General features: G+C 61.4%; 10 protein-coding genes. 5 read left to right on the top strand and 5 right to left on the bottom strand.

Going from position 1 to position 16,605, the window contains the following annotated elements:
- Positions 1 to 2 precede the first annotated feature (2 nt).
- On the top strand, positions 3 to 872 hold the full coding sequence (locus tag BSU04_RS40595) for a proteasome-type protease (RefSeq protein WP_089165831.1): 870 nt from the start codon (positions 3 to 5) through the stop codon (positions 870 to 872).
- 282 nt (positions 873 to 1,154) lie between these two features.
- Here BSU04_RS40595 and BSU04_RS40590 read toward each other — a convergent pair whose 3' ends face one another.
- From BSU04_RS40590 to cobA, 5 genes are all read right to left on the bottom strand, one after another.
- The gene (locus BSU04_RS40590; RefSeq protein WP_089165830.1) at positions 1,155 to 2,336 is read right to left on the bottom strand and encodes a porin; all 1,182 of its coding nucleotides are present in this window, start codon (positions 2,334 to 2,336) and stop codon (positions 1,155 to 1,157) included.
- A 619-nt stretch (positions 2,337 to 2,955) separates the two neighbouring features.
- Positions 2,956 to 4,308, bottom strand: a complete 1,353-nt coding sequence (locus BSU04_RS40585; RefSeq protein ID WP_089165829.1) for a YihY/virulence factor BrkB family protein — start codon at positions 4,306 to 4,308, stop codon at positions 2,956 to 2,958.
- Between the two features lie 398 nt (positions 4,309 to 4,706).
- On the bottom strand, positions 4,707 to 5,858 hold the full coding sequence (locus BSU04_RS40580) for a CmpA/NrtA family ABC transporter substrate-binding protein (RefSeq protein WP_089165828.1): 1,152 nt from the start codon (positions 5,856 to 5,858) through the stop codon (positions 4,707 to 4,709).
- A 9-nt stretch (positions 5,859 to 5,867) separates the two neighbouring features.
- On the bottom strand, positions 5,868 to 6,443 hold the full coding sequence (locus BSU04_RS40575) for an ANTAR domain-containing response regulator (RefSeq protein WP_089165827.1): 576 nt from the start codon (positions 6,441 to 6,443) through the stop codon (positions 5,868 to 5,870).
- Between the two features lie 112 nt (positions 6,444 to 6,555).
- Positions 6,556 to 7,368: a uroporphyrinogen-III C-methyltransferase gene (cobA, locus tag BSU04_RS40570; protein ID WP_089165826.1), complete on the bottom strand. Its 813-nt coding sequence runs from the start codon at positions 7,366 to 7,368 to the stop codon at positions 6,556 to 6,558.
- Positions 7,369 to 8,075: 707 nt separating this feature from the next.
- On the opposite strand from cobA, the gene BSU04_RS40560 reads away from it, so the two are divergent.
- The 4 genes from BSU04_RS40560 to BSU04_RS40545 are packed head-to-tail and all read left to right on the top strand — an operon-like array spanning position 8,076 to position 16,595.
- Entirely contained in the window at positions 8,076 to 9,404 is a 1,329-nt protein-coding gene (locus BSU04_RS40560) for an MFS transporter (protein WP_089165824.1), read from the top strand.
- Between the two features lie 13 nt (positions 9,405 to 9,417).
- Positions 9,418 to 11,958, top strand: coding sequence for a nitrite reductase large subunit NirB (nirB, locus tag BSU04_RS40555; RefSeq protein ID WP_089165823.1), 2,541 nt, complete (start codon positions 9,418 to 9,420; stop codon positions 11,956 to 11,958).
- A gap of 43 nt (positions 11,959 to 12,001) precedes the next feature.
- A complete protein-coding gene (gene nirD / locus BSU04_RS40550; RefSeq protein ID WP_089165822.1) occupies positions 12,002 to 12,349 on the top strand; it encodes a nitrite reductase small subunit NirD in 348 nt (115 codons plus the stop codon).
- 28 nt (positions 12,350 to 12,377) lie between these two features.
- Positions 12,378 to 16,595 carry a bifunctional nitrate reductase/sulfite reductase flavoprotein subunit alpha gene (locus tag BSU04_RS40545; protein WP_089165821.1) on the top strand — a complete coding sequence of 1,406 codons (4,218 nt, stop codon included), beginning with the start codon at positions 12,378 to 12,380 and terminating at the stop codon, positions 16,593 to 16,595.
- Positions 16,596 to 16,605 lie beyond the last annotated feature (10 nt).

Below are 16,605 nucleotides of genomic sequence, written 5' to 3'. Positions count from 1 at the left end.
GCATGACTTATTGCGTGGCAATGCGCGTTGACGAAGGACTGGTGTTCCTGTCTGACACCCGCACGAATGCCGGGGTCGACCATGTGAGCGCGGCCCGCAAGATGGCGGTCTTCGAGCAGCCCGGCGACCGCGTCCTCGTGCTCCTCGCAGCGGGTAACCTCGCCCTGACGCAGGCAGTCATGCAACTGCTGTCGGAACCGGCGCCCGAAGACAAACCCACGCTGTATAACGTAGCCACCATGGCGGAAGCGGCACGGCTGGTGGGCGATGCAGTGCGCGAGGTGCATCGGCGAGATGCTGCTACGCTCGCGGAATTCAGCGTTGACTTCAATTGCAGCTTCATTCTCGGCGGCCAGATCCGTGGAGCGAATACCCGCCTGTTCATGATTTACTCGGCAGGTAACTTCGTGGAGTCGTCGCAGGTCAGCCCGTATTTCCAGATCGGTGAATCGAAGTACGGCAAGCCGATCATCGATCGCGTCGTCACGCCGTCAACGCCGCTGGACGAAGTGGCGAAATGTGCGCTGGTGTCCATGGACTCCACGCTGCGGTCCAATTTATCTGTGGGATTGCCGCTCGATCTGCTCGTATATGAGAAGGACGCGTTGCAGGTTACGCGGTTCTCCACGATCGATAACGACAACCACTATTTCCAGATGATTCATCGCACCTGGGGCGAACGCCTGCGGCAGATCTTCGGGGAGATTCCGAATCCGACCTGGGCCGATCCTGCCAATGTGCCGCTGCGGGCGCGCGAAACGGTATCGAATGTGCCGCGCGTGACAGGCAGCGAGCTGCGCGCGGAACCCGATACGTCAGCGCCGCCGTTTCAGACGTTGATGCAGCCGGAAAGCGGGCAGTCGCAGCATTGAACCGGACTCGGGCCGTAGAGGCGGTTTGAGCGCGCTTGTTGGATGCTCTGCAGGACAAGATAGCCTGAACAAGAACAGCCCAATCGGTTTTACGCCGATTGGGCTGTTCTTGTTTTCGGCTAATGGATTTGGCTTCGGCTTTTTGCACATTGATCGCGGCGCGCCGTGGTCAATAGCCTCCCACGCATAAAAAAACAGCCATCGGTGAAGCCGATGGCTGTTTTTGAACCGCAGTCTGAACCGGCGCGCTATGCAGTGAAACGCTGCACGCCGAATCTGGCTTTAGAACTTGTGACGGATACCGACGAGCACGAGTTCTTGCGAGCTCGTACCGGCGTAGCCGAACGAACCGATCGATGCCTGCGCGTCTTGCGTCACGCGAGTTGTTACGCCGCCATTTGTGACGTACGTAGCTTGCGTGCCGCTGGCGTGCTGGTATGCGCCAAGTGCGTAGAAGTCCGTACGCTTGGACAGCGTGTAGTCCGCACCGATACCAACTTGATGGTACTTGGCAGCCGTGTCGCCACTCGCTTTCTCGTACGTGTAGCCTGCGCCGATCAGGAAAGCCGGCGTCAGCTGGTAGTTGGCGAACAAGCTGCCAATGTTGTACGTCTCGGTCGACGTGAATGCCGAGAAACCGTCCGGACGGTACTTTGCATTGCTGTACGAACCGCCGAGCGTTACCGGGCCAATAGCGTACTGAGCTGCTGCACGAGCGATGGCGATCGAGTGAGCTGACGTGTAGCCATTGTTGATCGGGCTGTCGAAGATCGAATCCGACGACGGGCTATTCCAGGTCGATCCTGCTGCGGCCGTACGGCCTGCGCTCGGATTGCTCGTGTAGTAGTAACCGCCAGCCAAGCCCAAGGGGCCGTTGTTATACGCAACTGCACCACTCCACGTCTGGCCTTGACCCGTCGTGCCAGCGCCGTTGCTGAAACCATACATACCTTCGAATTGCAGGCCAGCATAGTTCGGCGAAACGTACTTCACAGCGTTGTTTACACGCGAGCTGTTGTCGTAGTTGTCGACGTCGCCCGGCGTACCAACGATGGACGCCCAGTAATTGTCACCCGTGATGCCTTGCACCATGTCGACGAGCGGATCGTATTGACGACCGAGCGTGACCGTACCAGCCTTGTCAGACGTCAAACCGACGAATGCCTGACGGCCGAATTCGCGACCGCCTTGACCCAATCCGCCGGTATTGACGTTAAAGCCGTTTTCCAATTGGAAAATTGCCTTCAAACCGCCGCCCAAATCTTCCGAACCCTTCAGGCCCCAACGGTCACCAGACAGGTTGCCGGCAGAAAGGCCGACCAGATGCTGATTGCCGTTTGCGTGGTTGACATAGGCGACAGCCTCATCGATCACGCCATATAGGGTCACGCTGTTCTGCGCGTGAGCCGCGCCAGCTGTGCCGAGCAGTGCCAGCGAAAGGGAAGTCAGTGCGAAACGTTTCATCAGGTTCTCCACGCTAGGATTAAATTCGTTGTTGCCGGCGCAGAGAATAACGCAGCGTTACAAAACTTAAGAACTGAAAAATTAAAACGTGTCTCGAAAAAAAGACACTTTGCGGCCGACTGCTTGATGACTTGTAAGGCAAGCCTGTCAAGGCTTTAGCCATTGATTCATCTAGTGAAAGCACGGAGACAGAGCGAGCATCAGAAAGTTCCTCTTAATGCGATTAGTTCAGCGAGAGTGACTGGTTTTTATTAGATTTTTACTAATTAAGCGTTATAAGCCGGATATGCCGGAGGCCCTTGCGAGGAGGGCTTTTGCGGTCAAGGTGAGCGCCGCGTATGGCTGGGCGAGGGTTTACTCCCGACGGCGGTCTGGCGCGGTAGGGCAAAGTCCGGTGCCCCAAGGCAGTTCCGCGAGTTGTGTATGACCAACATTCTTCCTCATTGCAAGCGCCATTTTTGCATTTGGCGCAACAAAGGCGCCGCGCTTGCCCGGCGTGGCCGGCTATGCGACTGGATCAAGTGTCGGGGATGCAAGCTTTTGACACGGAAAAATGCCGTGTCGCGGCTCTCCGGTCCGGGACCGGATCGCGCTTTTGATTACGCATGGCTCGCTGGCGTTATCCGCCGTTTTGCGTGGGCTGGTCGCGGCCTGCTTCACGGCCTGCTTCACGGCCTGCTTCGCGTCCTTTCAACAGCGCGAGCGCTAGACCTGCACCGCCGGCCAGTAACACGGCACGCCACGGATACCTTTTCACCAGGTCATTTGCCTGCACCGCCTTGCGCCCGCAATCCACCATGGCCCGCGCCGTTACGCGCGTGGCAGCGGTCTCCGCGCGGGCCAGCTTGCGGCTCAGATTCAACGCGGTGCTCAGCGCCGACACCCGTTGGCGTGCCCGCTGCGTCAATTGCTGCGAATGTCCAGCGCGCCGTTCGATGGATGCCCGCGAACGTCCCGGGACGACCGTAAAGGCTTTTGTGGTCCCGGGGCTGGCCGCATCCGCATCCATACGGCCGGCTCCGGGAACCGTCGAGCCCGCCAGCATCGAACCGATCTTGGCGCGGCTGCCCGGCGGTACCCGGGTGCTTTGCTGGCCCCACGCCCCGCGGGGATCATGCAAACGGGCTCGCGCGGCTGAAAACTCCGCGCCAAGCAGCAGCACGGCTGCCGAGAAATACAGCCACATCAGCAACACGGCAAGGGAGCCCGCCGCGCCGAATGAATTCGCTGTGCCCGCGTGAGTCAGGTAGAACGCAAACAGTTTTTTGCCGACGGAAAACAGGATGGCGGCAACAAACCCGCCGACCACTGCGTCCCGCCATTCCACCCGCCCATCGGGGAGGAACTTCAGGAGCGCCCCGAACGCAAGCGAGAGAATCACCAGTCCGACCAGCAACTGCACGATGTCACCAATGATCACGAAGGGCGAATTGCCCCAAAGCCATGTGCCCACGGCCTGGATGGCGGTATCGAGGACGAGCGAGACGATCAGCAGGAATGCCACCCCCAGCACCAGGCCGAACGAGATCAGCCGCACCCGCACCAGTGCGAAAACGCTGGATTTCTGATCGCCCGTGAGTGGCCACACGAGGTTCAGCGCGGTGTTGAGCGATGAAAATGTCGCCGATGCACCCACTGCCAGCAATACGAACGAGATCACGGCAGCCACACCGGTGCCGCCGCTTCGGTGGGCATTCTCGACAATGCTCTGCACGCTCGCTGCGGCCTGATCGCCGAGCAGTCCATTGACCTGATGGAACAACTGGCCGCGCGCGGCGTCGGCCCCGAACACCCAGCCGGCCACTGCTATGACCATGACCAGCGTTGGCGCCAGCGAAAACGCGGAGTAGAACGCGATGCTCGCAGCCATGGCGGCACAGCGATCCTCGCCAAATTTCTTGAGCGCGCCCATCACCCAGGACGCGTCCTTTTTCACCACAGCCTGAATTTTCTCGGTGGATAACGTGCTCATGGAAACCTCAACTTCGATGATGGTGATGATGATCTTGACGGTTTGTCATGCGTCAGAGCAGGATGCGTTCCACGGCCGGCACGCCTGCGGTCGCGCCGCTGCGTGCCGGAACTCATGAAGCATCCGTCATGCCGTCGCAGCTTGGCAACCCAAACCGGGCTCATAGGCCGTCCGGATGCCTTTGGCGCGCACTGTCGTCACCAATCGTCGAGTTTGTTCTACGTAGTTCCAGGTTCAGGGGCAGAGGGGTTTTTCAATCGGTGCGGGAATGAGGGCGGGAATGAGGGCGGAAAATGAGCGCGTGAATGCGCACGCGAATGGGCGAATGAAGGCCACGCCGTCACGCGGTGACACACGTCGCGTGGCCGTTGCAGCGAGCGACGAACGCGGCCACAGCGTCAGGCACGAATGGCGAACCCGTCGAGATAGGCTGCGGGATCTTGTCCGTCCCAGACACGCCCATCGACCAACACGTCCGCGCGGATCTCGTCCGGCACGCGAACGTCCGCCAATGCAGCGGCCTCGCGATACAGCGCCGTCTGGCTGATCGCCGCTGCAATCGCGGCGTCGTCGTGATCGCCGCTCAGCAAACCCCAACGGCGATATTGCGTCAGGAACCACAAGCCATCGGACGCTCGCGGATAGTTGACGGCGCCTTTGTCGAAGAAACTGACGGGGAGCGGCAGCACGGGGAATTGCGCTGCACCATAGTCACCGAGCAGCCGTGGCGCGATCGATTCCTGCGGCACGCCTACCAGTTCGGGCGCTGCGAGCCACGTGGAGATGTCCGCGCGATGCAAGGGGTCGTCGAGCCACCGGCACGCTTCGAGCATCGTCTGGACCAGTGCGCGCGCCGTGTTCGGATAAAGCGCGACAAAATCGCGCCGGCTGGCAAGCACCTTTTCCGGGTGGTCCGGCCAGATCTCGCTGGTGATCGCGACGGTCCTGCCCGCGTGGCGCGCCTCGGCAACGGCGTTCCACGGCTCGCCTACACAGAGTCCGTCGAGTTGGCCCTCAGCCAGTGCATCGACCATTTGCGGCGGCGGGATCACGATGCTGCGAATGTCGCGCAGGGGATGGACGCCCAGCGCCGCGAGCCAGTAGTACAACCACATCGCATGCGTGCCGGTCGGAAAGGTCTGTGCGAAGACCGGAGGGCGGCCGAGCGACGCGAGCGCCTCCTTCAAATTGCCGCTCTTGCTCAGCGCCTCGGCAAGCGGGTTCGAGAGCGTAATGGCCTGGCCATTGCGGTTCAGCACCATCAGCACGGCCATGTCACCCTGCGGCCCGCCGATCCCCAGTTGCACGCCGTACACGAGCCCATAAAGCGCGTGCGCCGCATCAATCTCGCCGGACAACAGCTTGTCGCGCACGGCCGCCCAGGAGGGCTGACGGCACAGCTCGAGCGTCAGGCCGTGGCTGTGGCCAAACTCGAGGATCTTGGCAACGGCGAGCGGGGCGACATCGCTCAGCGCCACGAAACCCAGGCGGATGTGGGTCTTCTCGGGTTGCTTGGACGCGCGGTTCAAAGCGGCTTTGGGCGTATTCATGTAGTAGGGCTACCCTAGTAAATCGACCATCGACACCAACTGGCGCGCAACCTCGGCAAGCTTCATTCCCTCGTCCATCGCGCGCTTGCGCAGCATGGCGTAGGCCTGCGGCTCGGACATCTTGCGCCGGTCCATCAACAGGCGCTTGGCCCGGTCGATCAGCTTGCGGTCCGCGAGTTCGTTTTCGGCGTCGGCGAGCCGCTTGCGCAATTGCTCGTCGCGGGCAAAACGTGCCAGCGCGACTTCGAGGATGGGTGCGAGACGCGCCGCCTCCAGGCCTTCGACAAGATAAGCGCTCACACCTGCACCGACCGCGGCGCGAATCAGTTGCTGGTCGCCGTCGTTGCTGAACATCAGGACCGGGCGCGGCGCGGTCTCGTTCATCACGGCAAGTTGTTCGAGCGTATCGCGTGAAGGCGATTCAGTGTCGATGATGACCACATCCGGGCGCTGTTCTTCCACCACCTTGGGCAATGCCGCAGGGGTCGCCACCTCGGCCAGCATGTCGTAGCCCAGGCGTGCGAGTGCCTGGCGAAGATCGCCAATGGGTTTGTCGGTGTCGGTGACGAGCAGTACGCGAAGCATGGGTCAGGCGCCGGGATAGCTCATGCATGGGAGGCCTGCCGCAACGCTTGCCGGCGGCCGGTCAGCGCGCGCCATGAAGACTTCTAGCGCTGCTTGATGCGGCTTGCGCCGGTCAGGCTGCATGCTGAACCGCTTCAGTGATGTCTTGCCATGCGTTGAAGGCGGCATGCTCGTCCACGGTAAGAGCGCCGGTTCCGTTGGGAGTCACCCAATCTACCGCTTCGCCAATCGCATTGCCAACGAGGATCACAGCGGGGCTTCCCAGGCCTTCCTTCACGGCGTCGATAGCGAGGCGATCCAGCGGTCCAAGCCAGTGCCGCTCGGATGCTGTCCCGGCCCATTGAACCACGGCGGCAGGGGTGGACGCCGGCAACGCCGAGAGCAGCGCATGGCAGAGGCTTTCGATGCGCGTCATGCCCATGTAGATTGCGAGTGTCGTGCCGGTCGCCGCGAGCGCGGCCCAGTTGGGTTCGCCGTGATCCTGCTTGTGGGCCGTGACGAAAGTCACCCCTTGGCAATGCTGCCGATGCGTCAGCGATATGCCGAGACTCGCGGCCGCTGCAAAGCCCGACGAAATGCCGTTGATGATTTCCACCGGAATCTGCGCGTGCCGCAGTGCGGTGAGTTCTTCGCCCGCGCGTCCGAACAGCAGCGCGTCGCCACCCTTCACGCGGACCACGTGCAGTCCTTTGAGGGCATAGCGTTGCATCAGCCGCTGGATGAAGGCTTGCGGTGTCGACTTGCAGCCACCGCGCTTGCCGACACGGATCACGCGAGCTTGTGGCGCAAGCGCTACGATCTCGGGATTGACGAGATCGTCCAGCAACACGATATCCGCCAGCGCCAATGCTTTGGCGGCTTTGATCGTGAGCAAATCCAGATCGCCGGGACCGGCGCTAAGCAAGGTGACCTTGCCAGTTGTCATCGTGATGTCCTTTGGCGGCGTTGATAACGCTTGAGAAAATCGCAGTCACCGCCGCGCTGCTTGAAAGATCGAAGATCAGATATCCTGCGTCGGACGATGCGACATCACGACGCCCCAACGAAAAACGGCATCCACTCGTGCTCTTGCACGAAGGGACGCCGTTGTCCTGAGTCGCCGGTGTTTTACCAGCATTCAATCGATAAGGCTGTTAATCAAGTGCCCGACATCGTTGCCGCGCACAGTCAGTCATAGGCAATATCCAGGCCAGACGACTATTGCCCTAGCGCGTCCAGCAACGAACCATGCGGGCAATAACGCGCCCGCTGCGCGAAGCCACGCTCCTCATGCGTGTCCGCACGAACGAAGCCCTTTTCGATCGTGTGTAGCAGATCGGCATGCCCCAAGCAGGGTGCCGATCCTCCCGCACGCCGACAGTGCCGTGTCGCACCGCGAGTGTGCGGCGCTGCATCAAAATGCGTCGCCCGTAATCGGCTGACAAACGCGCTGCTGCCCGCTAACGCACGCCAAATATAGAGACGCCGCGCATGGCATGGCGCTTGCATTTAGAGCGTCCATGGACCAACGACGGTCCAGTTTCATTGCAAGACTTCAGCAGTGGCCCATGACGGGCTTTTGGACAACGGCGTCCCCTGAACTCAGTCATCGGCTGGGTTTCACGGGACGCCTTTTTGTTTTGTGGAAAGACAATGGCAGACAAAGCAACCCGGATCGATCTCTTCAGTCTGCGCACGGCGCCGATGCGTGCTTTCCACCTCACGTGGATGGCATTTTTCGTCTGCTTCTTCGCGTGGTTCGCCTGTGCACCTTTGATGCCGTTGATCAAGCGCGAGTTCGGCCTGTCTATCGATCAGGTCGCCAATATCAACATCGCCGCGGTTGCCGGGACGATCCTGGTGCGTCTCATCATTGGTCCAATGTGCGACCGCTACGGTCCCCGCAAGGTCTATACGGGACTGCTGCTCCTGGGTGCGTTGCCCGTATTCGGCGCGGCGCTCTCGGGCGGTTACGAAAGCTTCCTGCTATGCCGCCTGGGCATTGGCGCCGTGGGGGCGAGCTTCGTTATTACGCAGTACCACACGTCGGTGATGTTCGCGCCGAACGTGGTCGGCACGGCTAACGCGACCAGCGCCGGTTGGGGCAATGCCGGGGCTGGCGCGGCGCAAATGCTGGTGCCGTTGCTGCTCGCTGGCATGCTCGCGCTCGGCGCCGCCGATGCGTCCGCATGGCGCCTGGCGCTCGTCGTTCCCGCGCTGGCCATGCCGGTGATGGCCTGGTTCTACTGGCGCTTCACACAGGACTGCCCGCAAGGCAACTTCACGCAATTGCGCGCGCACGGCATCACCATCGACGGCGGCAAGAAGGGCGGCTGGGCGAGCTTTCGCACTGCCTGCGCGAACTACCGCGTGTGGATGCTTTTCGTCACGTATGCGGCTTGCTTTGGCGTCGAAGTGTTTATCCATAACATCGCCGCGATCTATTACGTCGATCACTTTCATCTGTCGCTGAAAGCCGCTGGTGTCGCTGCCGGCAGCTTTGGACTGCTCGCCCTGTTTGCCCGTGCGCTCGGCGGCTGGCTCTCGGACAAGGCCGCTGCATGCCGTGGTCTGGAAATACGTTCGACTTTGTTGTTCGCGCTCATAGCGGGTGAAGGCCTCGGGCTGCTATGGTTTTCGCATGCGGACAGTGTGGTGCTCGCCGTGATCGCCATGCTGAGCTTCGGCCTGTTCACGCACATGGCGTGTGGCGCGACCTACGCGCTCGTGCCGTTCATCGACCGCAAGGCGCTGGGCGGCGTGGCGGGGATTATCGGCGCGGGCGGCAACGTGGGCGCGGTCGCCGCAGGTTTCCTGATGAAGGGCTTTGGCAGCGTCCAGCAGACGCTGGCCATGCTTGGGATGCTGGTCACGTTGTCCGCGTTGTGCGCGCTCGCGGTGCGCTTTAGCTCCGAGCACAAGGCACAGGAAGCTGCGCTGCGTGCAGATGCATTGGGTGTCAACAACAGCATTGCCAATTGAGAGCGTCCTGATCATGAAAATCGTCGTTATCGGCCATGGCATGGTCGGCCATAAACTCCTTGAATGCCTTGCTGAAAACGCAGCGCACGGACTTGATATCACCGTGCTATGCGAAGAGCCGCGACCGGCTTACGACCGCGTGCATCTGTCGGAATTCTTCTCGGGCAAAACGGCGCAGGACCTGTCGCTGGTCGAGCCGGGATTCTTCGAGCGGGAGAATGTGCGGCTCGAGCTCAATGCGAAGGCTGTGTCGGTCGATCGCGCGGAGCGTACCGTGACCGTGTCGACCGGCGAGGTGCTGGCGTACGACAAACTTGTGCTTGCTACCGGTTCCTATCCGTTCGTGCCGCCGGTGGCGGGCAATGAGCGTCGTGATTGCTTCGTGTACCGAACCATTGAAGACCTCGAAGCAATGAAGGAGTGCGGCGCGCGGTCGAAGACGGGCACAGTTGTAGGCGGTGGACTGCTGGGGCTTGAATGCGCCAAGGCGTTGCGCGACATGGGCTTGCAGACGCATGTGGTCGAGTTCGCGCCCCGCCTGATGGCCGTGCAGGTCGACGACAGCGGCGCGCGTGTCCTACGCAGCAAGATCGAAGAGCTGGGCGTGACGGTTCATACGCAGAAGAACACCGTAGCCATAGTCGATGGCGAGAACGGAACGCATCGCATGGAGTTCGCCGATGCAAGCCATCTCGACACCGACATGATCGTGTTCTCCGCCGGCATCCGCCCGCGCGACGAGATTGCGCGGATCAGTGGCCTTGAAGTCGGTGCGCGCGGCGGCATTGTGATCGACGACAGCTGCCGCACGAGCGATGCCGATATCTACGCGATCGGCGAATGCGCACTCTGGAACGGCCAGGTCTTCGGTCTGGTCGCGCCGGGTTATGACATGGCCCGTGTTGTTGCAAAGCAGTTGCTGGGCGAGCTGGCGGGTTTCACCGGCGCCGACATGAGCACGAAGTTGAAGCTGATGGGCGTGGACGTGGCGAGTATTGGCGATGCGCACGGCAAGACGCCGGGTAGCCGCGCGTATCAGTTCAGCGACGAACGCAAGCAGGTCTACAAGAAGCTGGTGGTGTCCGAGTGCGGCAAGTATTTGCTCGGTGGCGTGATGGTTGGCGACGCGGCCGAATACGGCACGCTCTTGCAGATGATGCTGAATCGTATCGAGCTGCCTGACGCGCCCGAATTCCTGATTCTCCCTTCCTCCGATGGCAAGCAGAAGCCGGGCCTCGGGGTGGAGGCGCTACCCGAAGCCGCGCAGATCTGTTCGTGCAACAACGTGTCGAAAGGCCAGATATGCGAAGCGGTGTGCGCGGGTGCAACCAGCATCGGCGCATTGAAGTCCGCGACCAAGGCCGGTAGTTCGTGTGGCGGTTGCGTGGCGCTGGTCACGCAGGTAATGAAGGCCGAGATGAAAAAGCAGGGGTTCGCGGTCAACAACCACCTATGCGAGCACTTCCCATACTCGCGTCAGGAGCTCTATCACATGGTGCGCGTGGAGCGCATCGAGACGTTTGGCGCGTTGCTCGCGAAGCATGGTCACGGTCTTGGCTGCGATATCTGCAAGCCCGCTGCCGCCGCAATTCTTGCATCGTGCTGGAACGAGTTCGTGCTGAAGAAAGAGCATGCAAGCTTGCAGGATTCGAACGACTACTACCTTGCCAACATCCAGCGCGACGGCACCTATTCCGTTGTTCCCCGGATGCCCGGAGGCGAGGTCACGCCCGACGGCTTGATCGCCGTCGGCCAGGTCGCAAAGAAATATGGCCTGTACACCAAGGTCACGGGCGGGGCGCGTGTTGACTTGTTCGGCGCGCGGGTTGAACAGTTGCCGCTGATCTGGGAAGAGCTGATCGCGGCCGGCTTCGAGTCCGGTCATGCGTACGGCAAGTCGGTACGCACCGTGAAGTCATGCGTGGGTTCGACATGGTGCCGCTATGGCGTGGGCGATTCGGTCGGTCTCGCGATCGATATAGAGAACCGCTACAAGGGTTTGCGCACGCCGCACAAGATCAAGTTCGGCGTCTCCGGCTGCACACGCGAATGTGCCGAGGCGCAAGGCAAGGACATTGGCGTGATTGCCACAGAGAAGGGCTGGAACCTCTACGTATGCGGTAACGGCGGCATGAAACCGCGCCACGCCGAGCTGCTCGCATCCGATCTCGACCGAGCCACGCTGATCCAGTACATCGACCGATTCCTGATGTTCTACATCCGTACCGCGGATCGCCTGCAGCGCACCAGCGTGTGGCGCGACAACCTGGAAGGCGGGCTCGAGTACCTGATCGACGTCGTGGTGCGCGACAAGCTCCAGCTGGCCGCGGAACTCGAAGCTGAGATGCAGCATGTGGTCGACACCTACGAATGCGAGTGGAAAAAGGCTGTCAACGATCCGGACACGCGCAAGCGCTTCCGCCATTTCGTCAACAGCGATGAAGCCGATGCGAACGTGAGTTTCGTCGAAGAGCGTGGCCAGATTCGTCCCGCGACGCCGGCTGAACGGCAACTGAAGCGAATCGACATTCCGGTGGTTGTCGAGACGGCCTGAATGACACATCAACGCGCACGCGACCCACACTGAGGACATCATCATGAACCTAGATCGAATCCCAAGCGCGTGGGTGCCTGTGTGCCCGCTCGACGACATCGTGCCGAACACCGGCGTCTGTGCGCTCATCAACGGCGAGCAGATCGCCGTGTTTCATCTTTCCGATGGAACCCCTAGCGTGTACGCAATCGATAACTTCGATCCGGGCTCACAGGCATCGGTCCTGTCACGCGGACTGATCGGCAATCTGGGCGAGCGCATTGTGGTGGCATCGCCGATTTTCAAGCATCACTACGACCTTCGCACGGGCGAATGCCTCGAGATACCGGGGAACTCGGTCAACGCCTTTGCCGCGAGAGTGGAGGACGGCCAAGTGTGGGTCGCGGTATGACCAAGGTAAGCGTGTTCGGGCGTCGCTCATGATCTCCGGCAACGTAAAAACCGTGTGCCCGTACTGCGGCGTAGGCTGCGGCATGGTCCTGCAAGTCGAGAAGGGGCAAGTGGTCAAGGTGTCCGGCGACAAGGAGCACCCGGCCAACTTCGGGCGCCTGTGCACCAAGGGGTCGTCAGCGCATGTGGTCTTGCGAAAATCGGGCCGTCTGGAATGCGCGTTCATTCGCAGCGAGCGGGATCAGGACCTGATCCCGTTACCCATGGCGCAAGCGATTTCCGACACGGCTCGGCGTCTGCGCGGGCTACTTGACGAGCACGGCGCGGACGCGCTTTCGTTCTATGTGTCGGGGCAGATGTCGATCGAGGCGCAGTACCTCGTCAACAAGCTCGCGAAGGGATTTGTCGGCACGAACAATATAGAGTCCAATTCGCGTCTCTGCATGGCGAGCGCCGGCAGCGGCTACAAGCTGTCGCTGGGCGCTGACGGCCCGCCGGGGTCGTATGAGGACATTGACCGAGCCAACCTGTTTTTTGTGATCGGCGCGAACATGGCCGACTGCCACCCGATCCTGTTCCTGCGCATGATGGATCGCGTGAAGGCCGGTGCGAAGCTGATCGTGGTGGACCCACGCCGAAACGGGACCGCCGACAAAGCCAGCCTCTTCATGCAGATCAAGCCGGGCACCGATCTCGCGTTGCTGAACGGCCTGCTGTATCTGCTGCATCAGAACGGCCATACCAATGCGGATTTCATTGCCGAATCGACCGAAGGCTGGGCCGCCATGCCAGCCTTTCTGGAAGACTATTCGCCTGATAAGGTCGCTGAGATCACCGGCATTCCCGAAGCGGATATTCGCCGCGCGGCGCAATGGATGGGCGAGGCGCCCGAGTGGATGAGCTGCTGGACCATGGGCCTCAACCAAAGCACGCATGGCACCTGGAACACTAACGCCGTTTGTAACCTGCATCTCGCTACGGGCAAGATTTGCCGGCCAGGCAGCGGGCCGTTCTCGCTCACGGGGCAACCCAATGCCATGGGCGGGCGCGAGATGGGTTACATGGGACCCGGGCTTCCCGGTCAGCGTTCGGTGCTGGTAGCGGAGGACCGGGACTTTATCGAAGACCTGTGGAGCATTCCAAAGGGCACGCTGAACATTTCGCTTGGCCAAGGCACCGTGGACATGTTCTCGCGCATGGCGACGGGCGAGATCAAGGCCTGCTGGATCATCTGCACCAATCCTGTTGCAAGCGTGGCGAACCGGCAGACCGTGATTGCGGGGTTGCAGGCCGCGGAGCTGGTCATTGCGCAGGATGCCTTCCTCGACACCGAAACCAATCGCTACGCTGATGTCCTTCTGCCCGGCGCGCTGTGGGCTGAGGCCGAAGGTGTGATGATCAACTCCGAGCGCAACATGACGCTCACGCAGAAGGCCATCGAGCCGCCGGGCGCTGCGTTGCCGGACTGGCAGATCATCGCGCGCGTGGCATGTGAAATGGGTTTCGCCGATGCGTTCAGCTACGCATCGGCGCAAGAGGTGTTCGCTGAGATCACCCGGACGTCGAATCTCAAGACGGGTTACGACTTGCGCGGTGCGAGCCATGAGCGCTTGCGCGAGACTTCGTTGCAATGGCCCTGCGCGCCGGACGTTGCTGCCGATCCCAGTCCGGCTCGAAATCCGGTGCGCTACATCAACGACGGCGTGAGCCAGACGCTCATGCAGATGCCGGACGGCAGCCGCCCCCGCCTGGTCTTTCCCACTTCGACCGGCAAGGCCGTTTTCTTCGCTCGCCCGCATGTGGCGGCGGCCGAAATGCCTGACAGTGAACGGCCGATTGTGCTGAATACGGGCCGGTTGCAGCACCAGTGGCACACCATGACCAAGACCGGCAAGGTGCCCATGCTGAACAAGCTGAACCCCTCACCGTTCGTGGAGATTCATCCTGAGGATGCGGCGGCGCTGGGTATCAAGGCGAAGGATGCGGTCGAGATTCGTTCGCGCCGCGGCCGCGCTGTGCTGCCGGCGATCGTCACCGATCGGGTTCGTGCCGGCAATTGCTTTGCCCCCATGCATTGGAACGATGTCTTTGGCGAAGAACTCTGCATTAACGCCGTGACGAATGACGCGGTCGACCCTATATCGCAACAGCCGGAATTCAAGTTCTGCGCTGTTGCGCTCAGCCGCGTCGCACCTAAAGCTGACACGGCGAATCCTGAGACGCGTAATGACGACGCCCGCTCGGAACACGTCGAGCCGGTCGTTGCCGATCACGCCCGTCCGAACCAGGAACTGGACATGTCCCGTATTGATGCCCTTGCCACGTTGCTCGGTATTCCGACAACGCCGGCGCCTGAACTTAGCGAGACCGAACGCATCTATGTCGACGGTTTCATGAGCGGCCTGCGCTCGACGGAAGGCCGCTCAACAGGCGGCGTACCAACGTTGCCGCTTAGTGCGCCGATTGTCCCTGCTACGCGGCTTTGGCTTGACGGCGTCCTCGCGGGGCTGTTCAGCCGGACAGAAACGGCCGTGCCAACGTTGGCCCTACCGGTTGGAGCAACGTCCGCGGAATCTTCTGTGCGCATTGCGCGGGCGCGTCCGAAAGTCGTGTTGCTGTGGGCGTCTCAGACTGGGAATATCGAATCGTTGACCGAGCGATACGCAACCCAGTTGATGGAGTCCGGCTTCGAAATACGGACCATGTGCATGGCCGACTATGCGGTTTCAGACCTGGAGAAGGCGCGGTACATTCTGCTGATGACAAGCACGTTCGGTGACGGAGATGCCCCCGATAACGGCGAGAGTTTCTGGACCGGAATCAGTGCTGACAACGCCCCGCGCCTGGATGGCGTGCGTTATGCCGTGCTGGCCTTTGGCGATCGCAACTACGATGCATTTTGCGGTCATGGCCGCAAGCTCGATGCTCGCTTGCTCGAACGTGGAGCGATACGTTTGCTCGAGCGGGTCGACTGCGATGCCGAGTACCAGCCCGCGGCCGACGCGTGGCTCGAGCGGATCATCGCGCGTATCAAGCAAGATGATGCGGCACTGCATGCAGTCCCGGCCGACGGCATGATTCCGGCCGTGCTGCCCGGCACCGCGCCTTCGAAGACCCATCCGGCGGCGTCGCGGCTGGTGAAGAATGTGCGGCTCAACAAGCCGGGCGCGACGAAGGACACGCGCTATTTCTCGCTCGACACTGCTGACTCGCGTATTGATTATGAGGTTGGCGATGCGCTCGGGGTGTGGCCGAGAAACTGCCCCGAACTGGTCGATGAACTCATAGGCCTGAGTGGTCTTAGCGCCGATGCCGCCGTCACTGTGGCGGGCGCGGGCGAGATGCGGTTGGCCGACGCGCTCGCCAAGCACTATGAAATAGCGCGCCCGAATCACGACGCGCTGGCGTTCATTGCAGCCCGGACGCGCAATGGCGCAGAGGGTGAAAAGGGTGCTGATGGTCCATTAAGCAGGCTCCTGCGCGAGGACAACAAGGCCGACTTGAAGAAATGGCTGTGGGGTCAGCAACTGGCTGACGTGCTGCATGAATTTCCGGTGGAGCTTTCAGCCACGGAACTGGTCGGCATGCTCAAGCGCATGCAGCCGCGCCTTTATTCGATCGCATCGAGCCCCAGGGCGCACCCTGACGAGATACACCTGACCGTTTCGGCAGTTCGGTATAACAACGGGCGGCGTCAGCGCAAGGGCGTGTCCTCGACTTTCCTCGCCGATCGTGCGGGCGATGCCAGCGTGCCGGTGTTCGTCCAGAAGTCGGCGCATTTCCGTCTTCCCCATAGCGGTGATGCACCCATGATCATGGTCGGCCCCGGCACCGGCGTGGCCCCGTTCAGGGGCTTCTTGCATGAACGCCTCGCGCGCGGCGACACCGGCCGCAACTGGCTGTTCTTTGGAGAGCAGCATGCCGCCACGGACTATTATTACGGCGATGAACTCGATGAGATGCACCGCAAGGGTCTGCTGAACCGCCTTGATCTCGCTTTCTCGCGGGACCAGGCCGACAAGATCTATGTGCAGGATCGTATGCGTGAGCACGGCGCGCAACTATGGTCCTGGCTTGAGGCGGGCGCGCATTTTTATGTCTGCGGCGACGCGGGTCGCATGGCCCGCGACGTTGACGCAGCGCTCAAGTTCGTCGTCGCTCAGCACGCCGGCATGAGCGACGACAAGGCTCAGGAATACGTCAGCGGCATGGTCAGGGACAAGCGCTATGTGCGCGACGTTTATTGAGCCGCGCATG

Source organism: Caballeronia sordidicola (assembly GCF_002220365.1).
GTDB classification, from domain to species: Bacteria; Pseudomonadota; Gammaproteobacteria; order Burkholderiales; family Burkholderiaceae; genus Caballeronia; species Caballeronia sordidicola_C.
Note: the sequence above shows the minus strand (reverse complement) of the source record. Positions and strands in the feature narration are given on the sequence as shown.

What these genes read in the sequence shown, in the direction of transcription:
- BSU04_RS40595 (WP_089165831.1), top strand. Translation starts at nt 3, where the DNA reads ATGACTTATTGCGTGGCAATGCGCGTTGACGAAGGACTGGTGTTCCTG.
- BSU04_RS40590 (WP_089165830.1), bottom strand. Translation starts at nt 2,336, where the DNA reads ATGAAACGTTTCGCACTGACTTCCCTTTCGCTGGCACTGCTCGGCACA.
- BSU04_RS40585 (WP_089165829.1), bottom strand. Translation starts at nt 4,308, where the DNA reads ATGAGCACGTTATCCACCGAGAAAATTCAGGCTGTGGTGAAAAAGGAC.
- BSU04_RS40580 (WP_089165828.1), bottom strand. Translation starts at nt 5,858, where the DNA reads ATGAATACGCCCAAAGCCGCTTTGAACCGCGCGTCCAAGCAACCCGAG.
- BSU04_RS40575 (WP_089165827.1), bottom strand. Translation starts at nt 6,443, where the DNA reads ATGCTTCGCGTACTGCTCGTCACCGACACCGACAAACCCATTGGCGAT.
- cobA (WP_089165826.1), bottom strand. Translation starts at nt 7,368, where the DNA reads ATGACAACTGGCAAGGTCACCTTGCTTAGCGCCGGTCCCGGCGATCTG.
- BSU04_RS40560 (WP_089165824.1), top strand. Translation starts at nt 8,076, where the DNA reads ATGGCAGACAAAGCAACCCGGATCGATCTCTTCAGTCTGCGCACGGCG.
- nirB (WP_089165823.1), top strand. Translation starts at nt 9,418, where the DNA reads ATGAAAATCGTCGTTATCGGCCATGGCATGGTCGGCCATAAACTCCTT.
- nirD (WP_089165822.1), top strand. Translation starts at nt 12,002, where the DNA reads ATGAACCTAGATCGAATCCCAAGCGCGTGGGTGCCTGTGTGCCCGCTC.
- BSU04_RS40545 (WP_089165821.1), top strand. Translation starts at nt 12,378, where the DNA reads ATGATCTCCGGCAACGTAAAAACCGTGTGCCCGTACTGCGGCGTAGGC.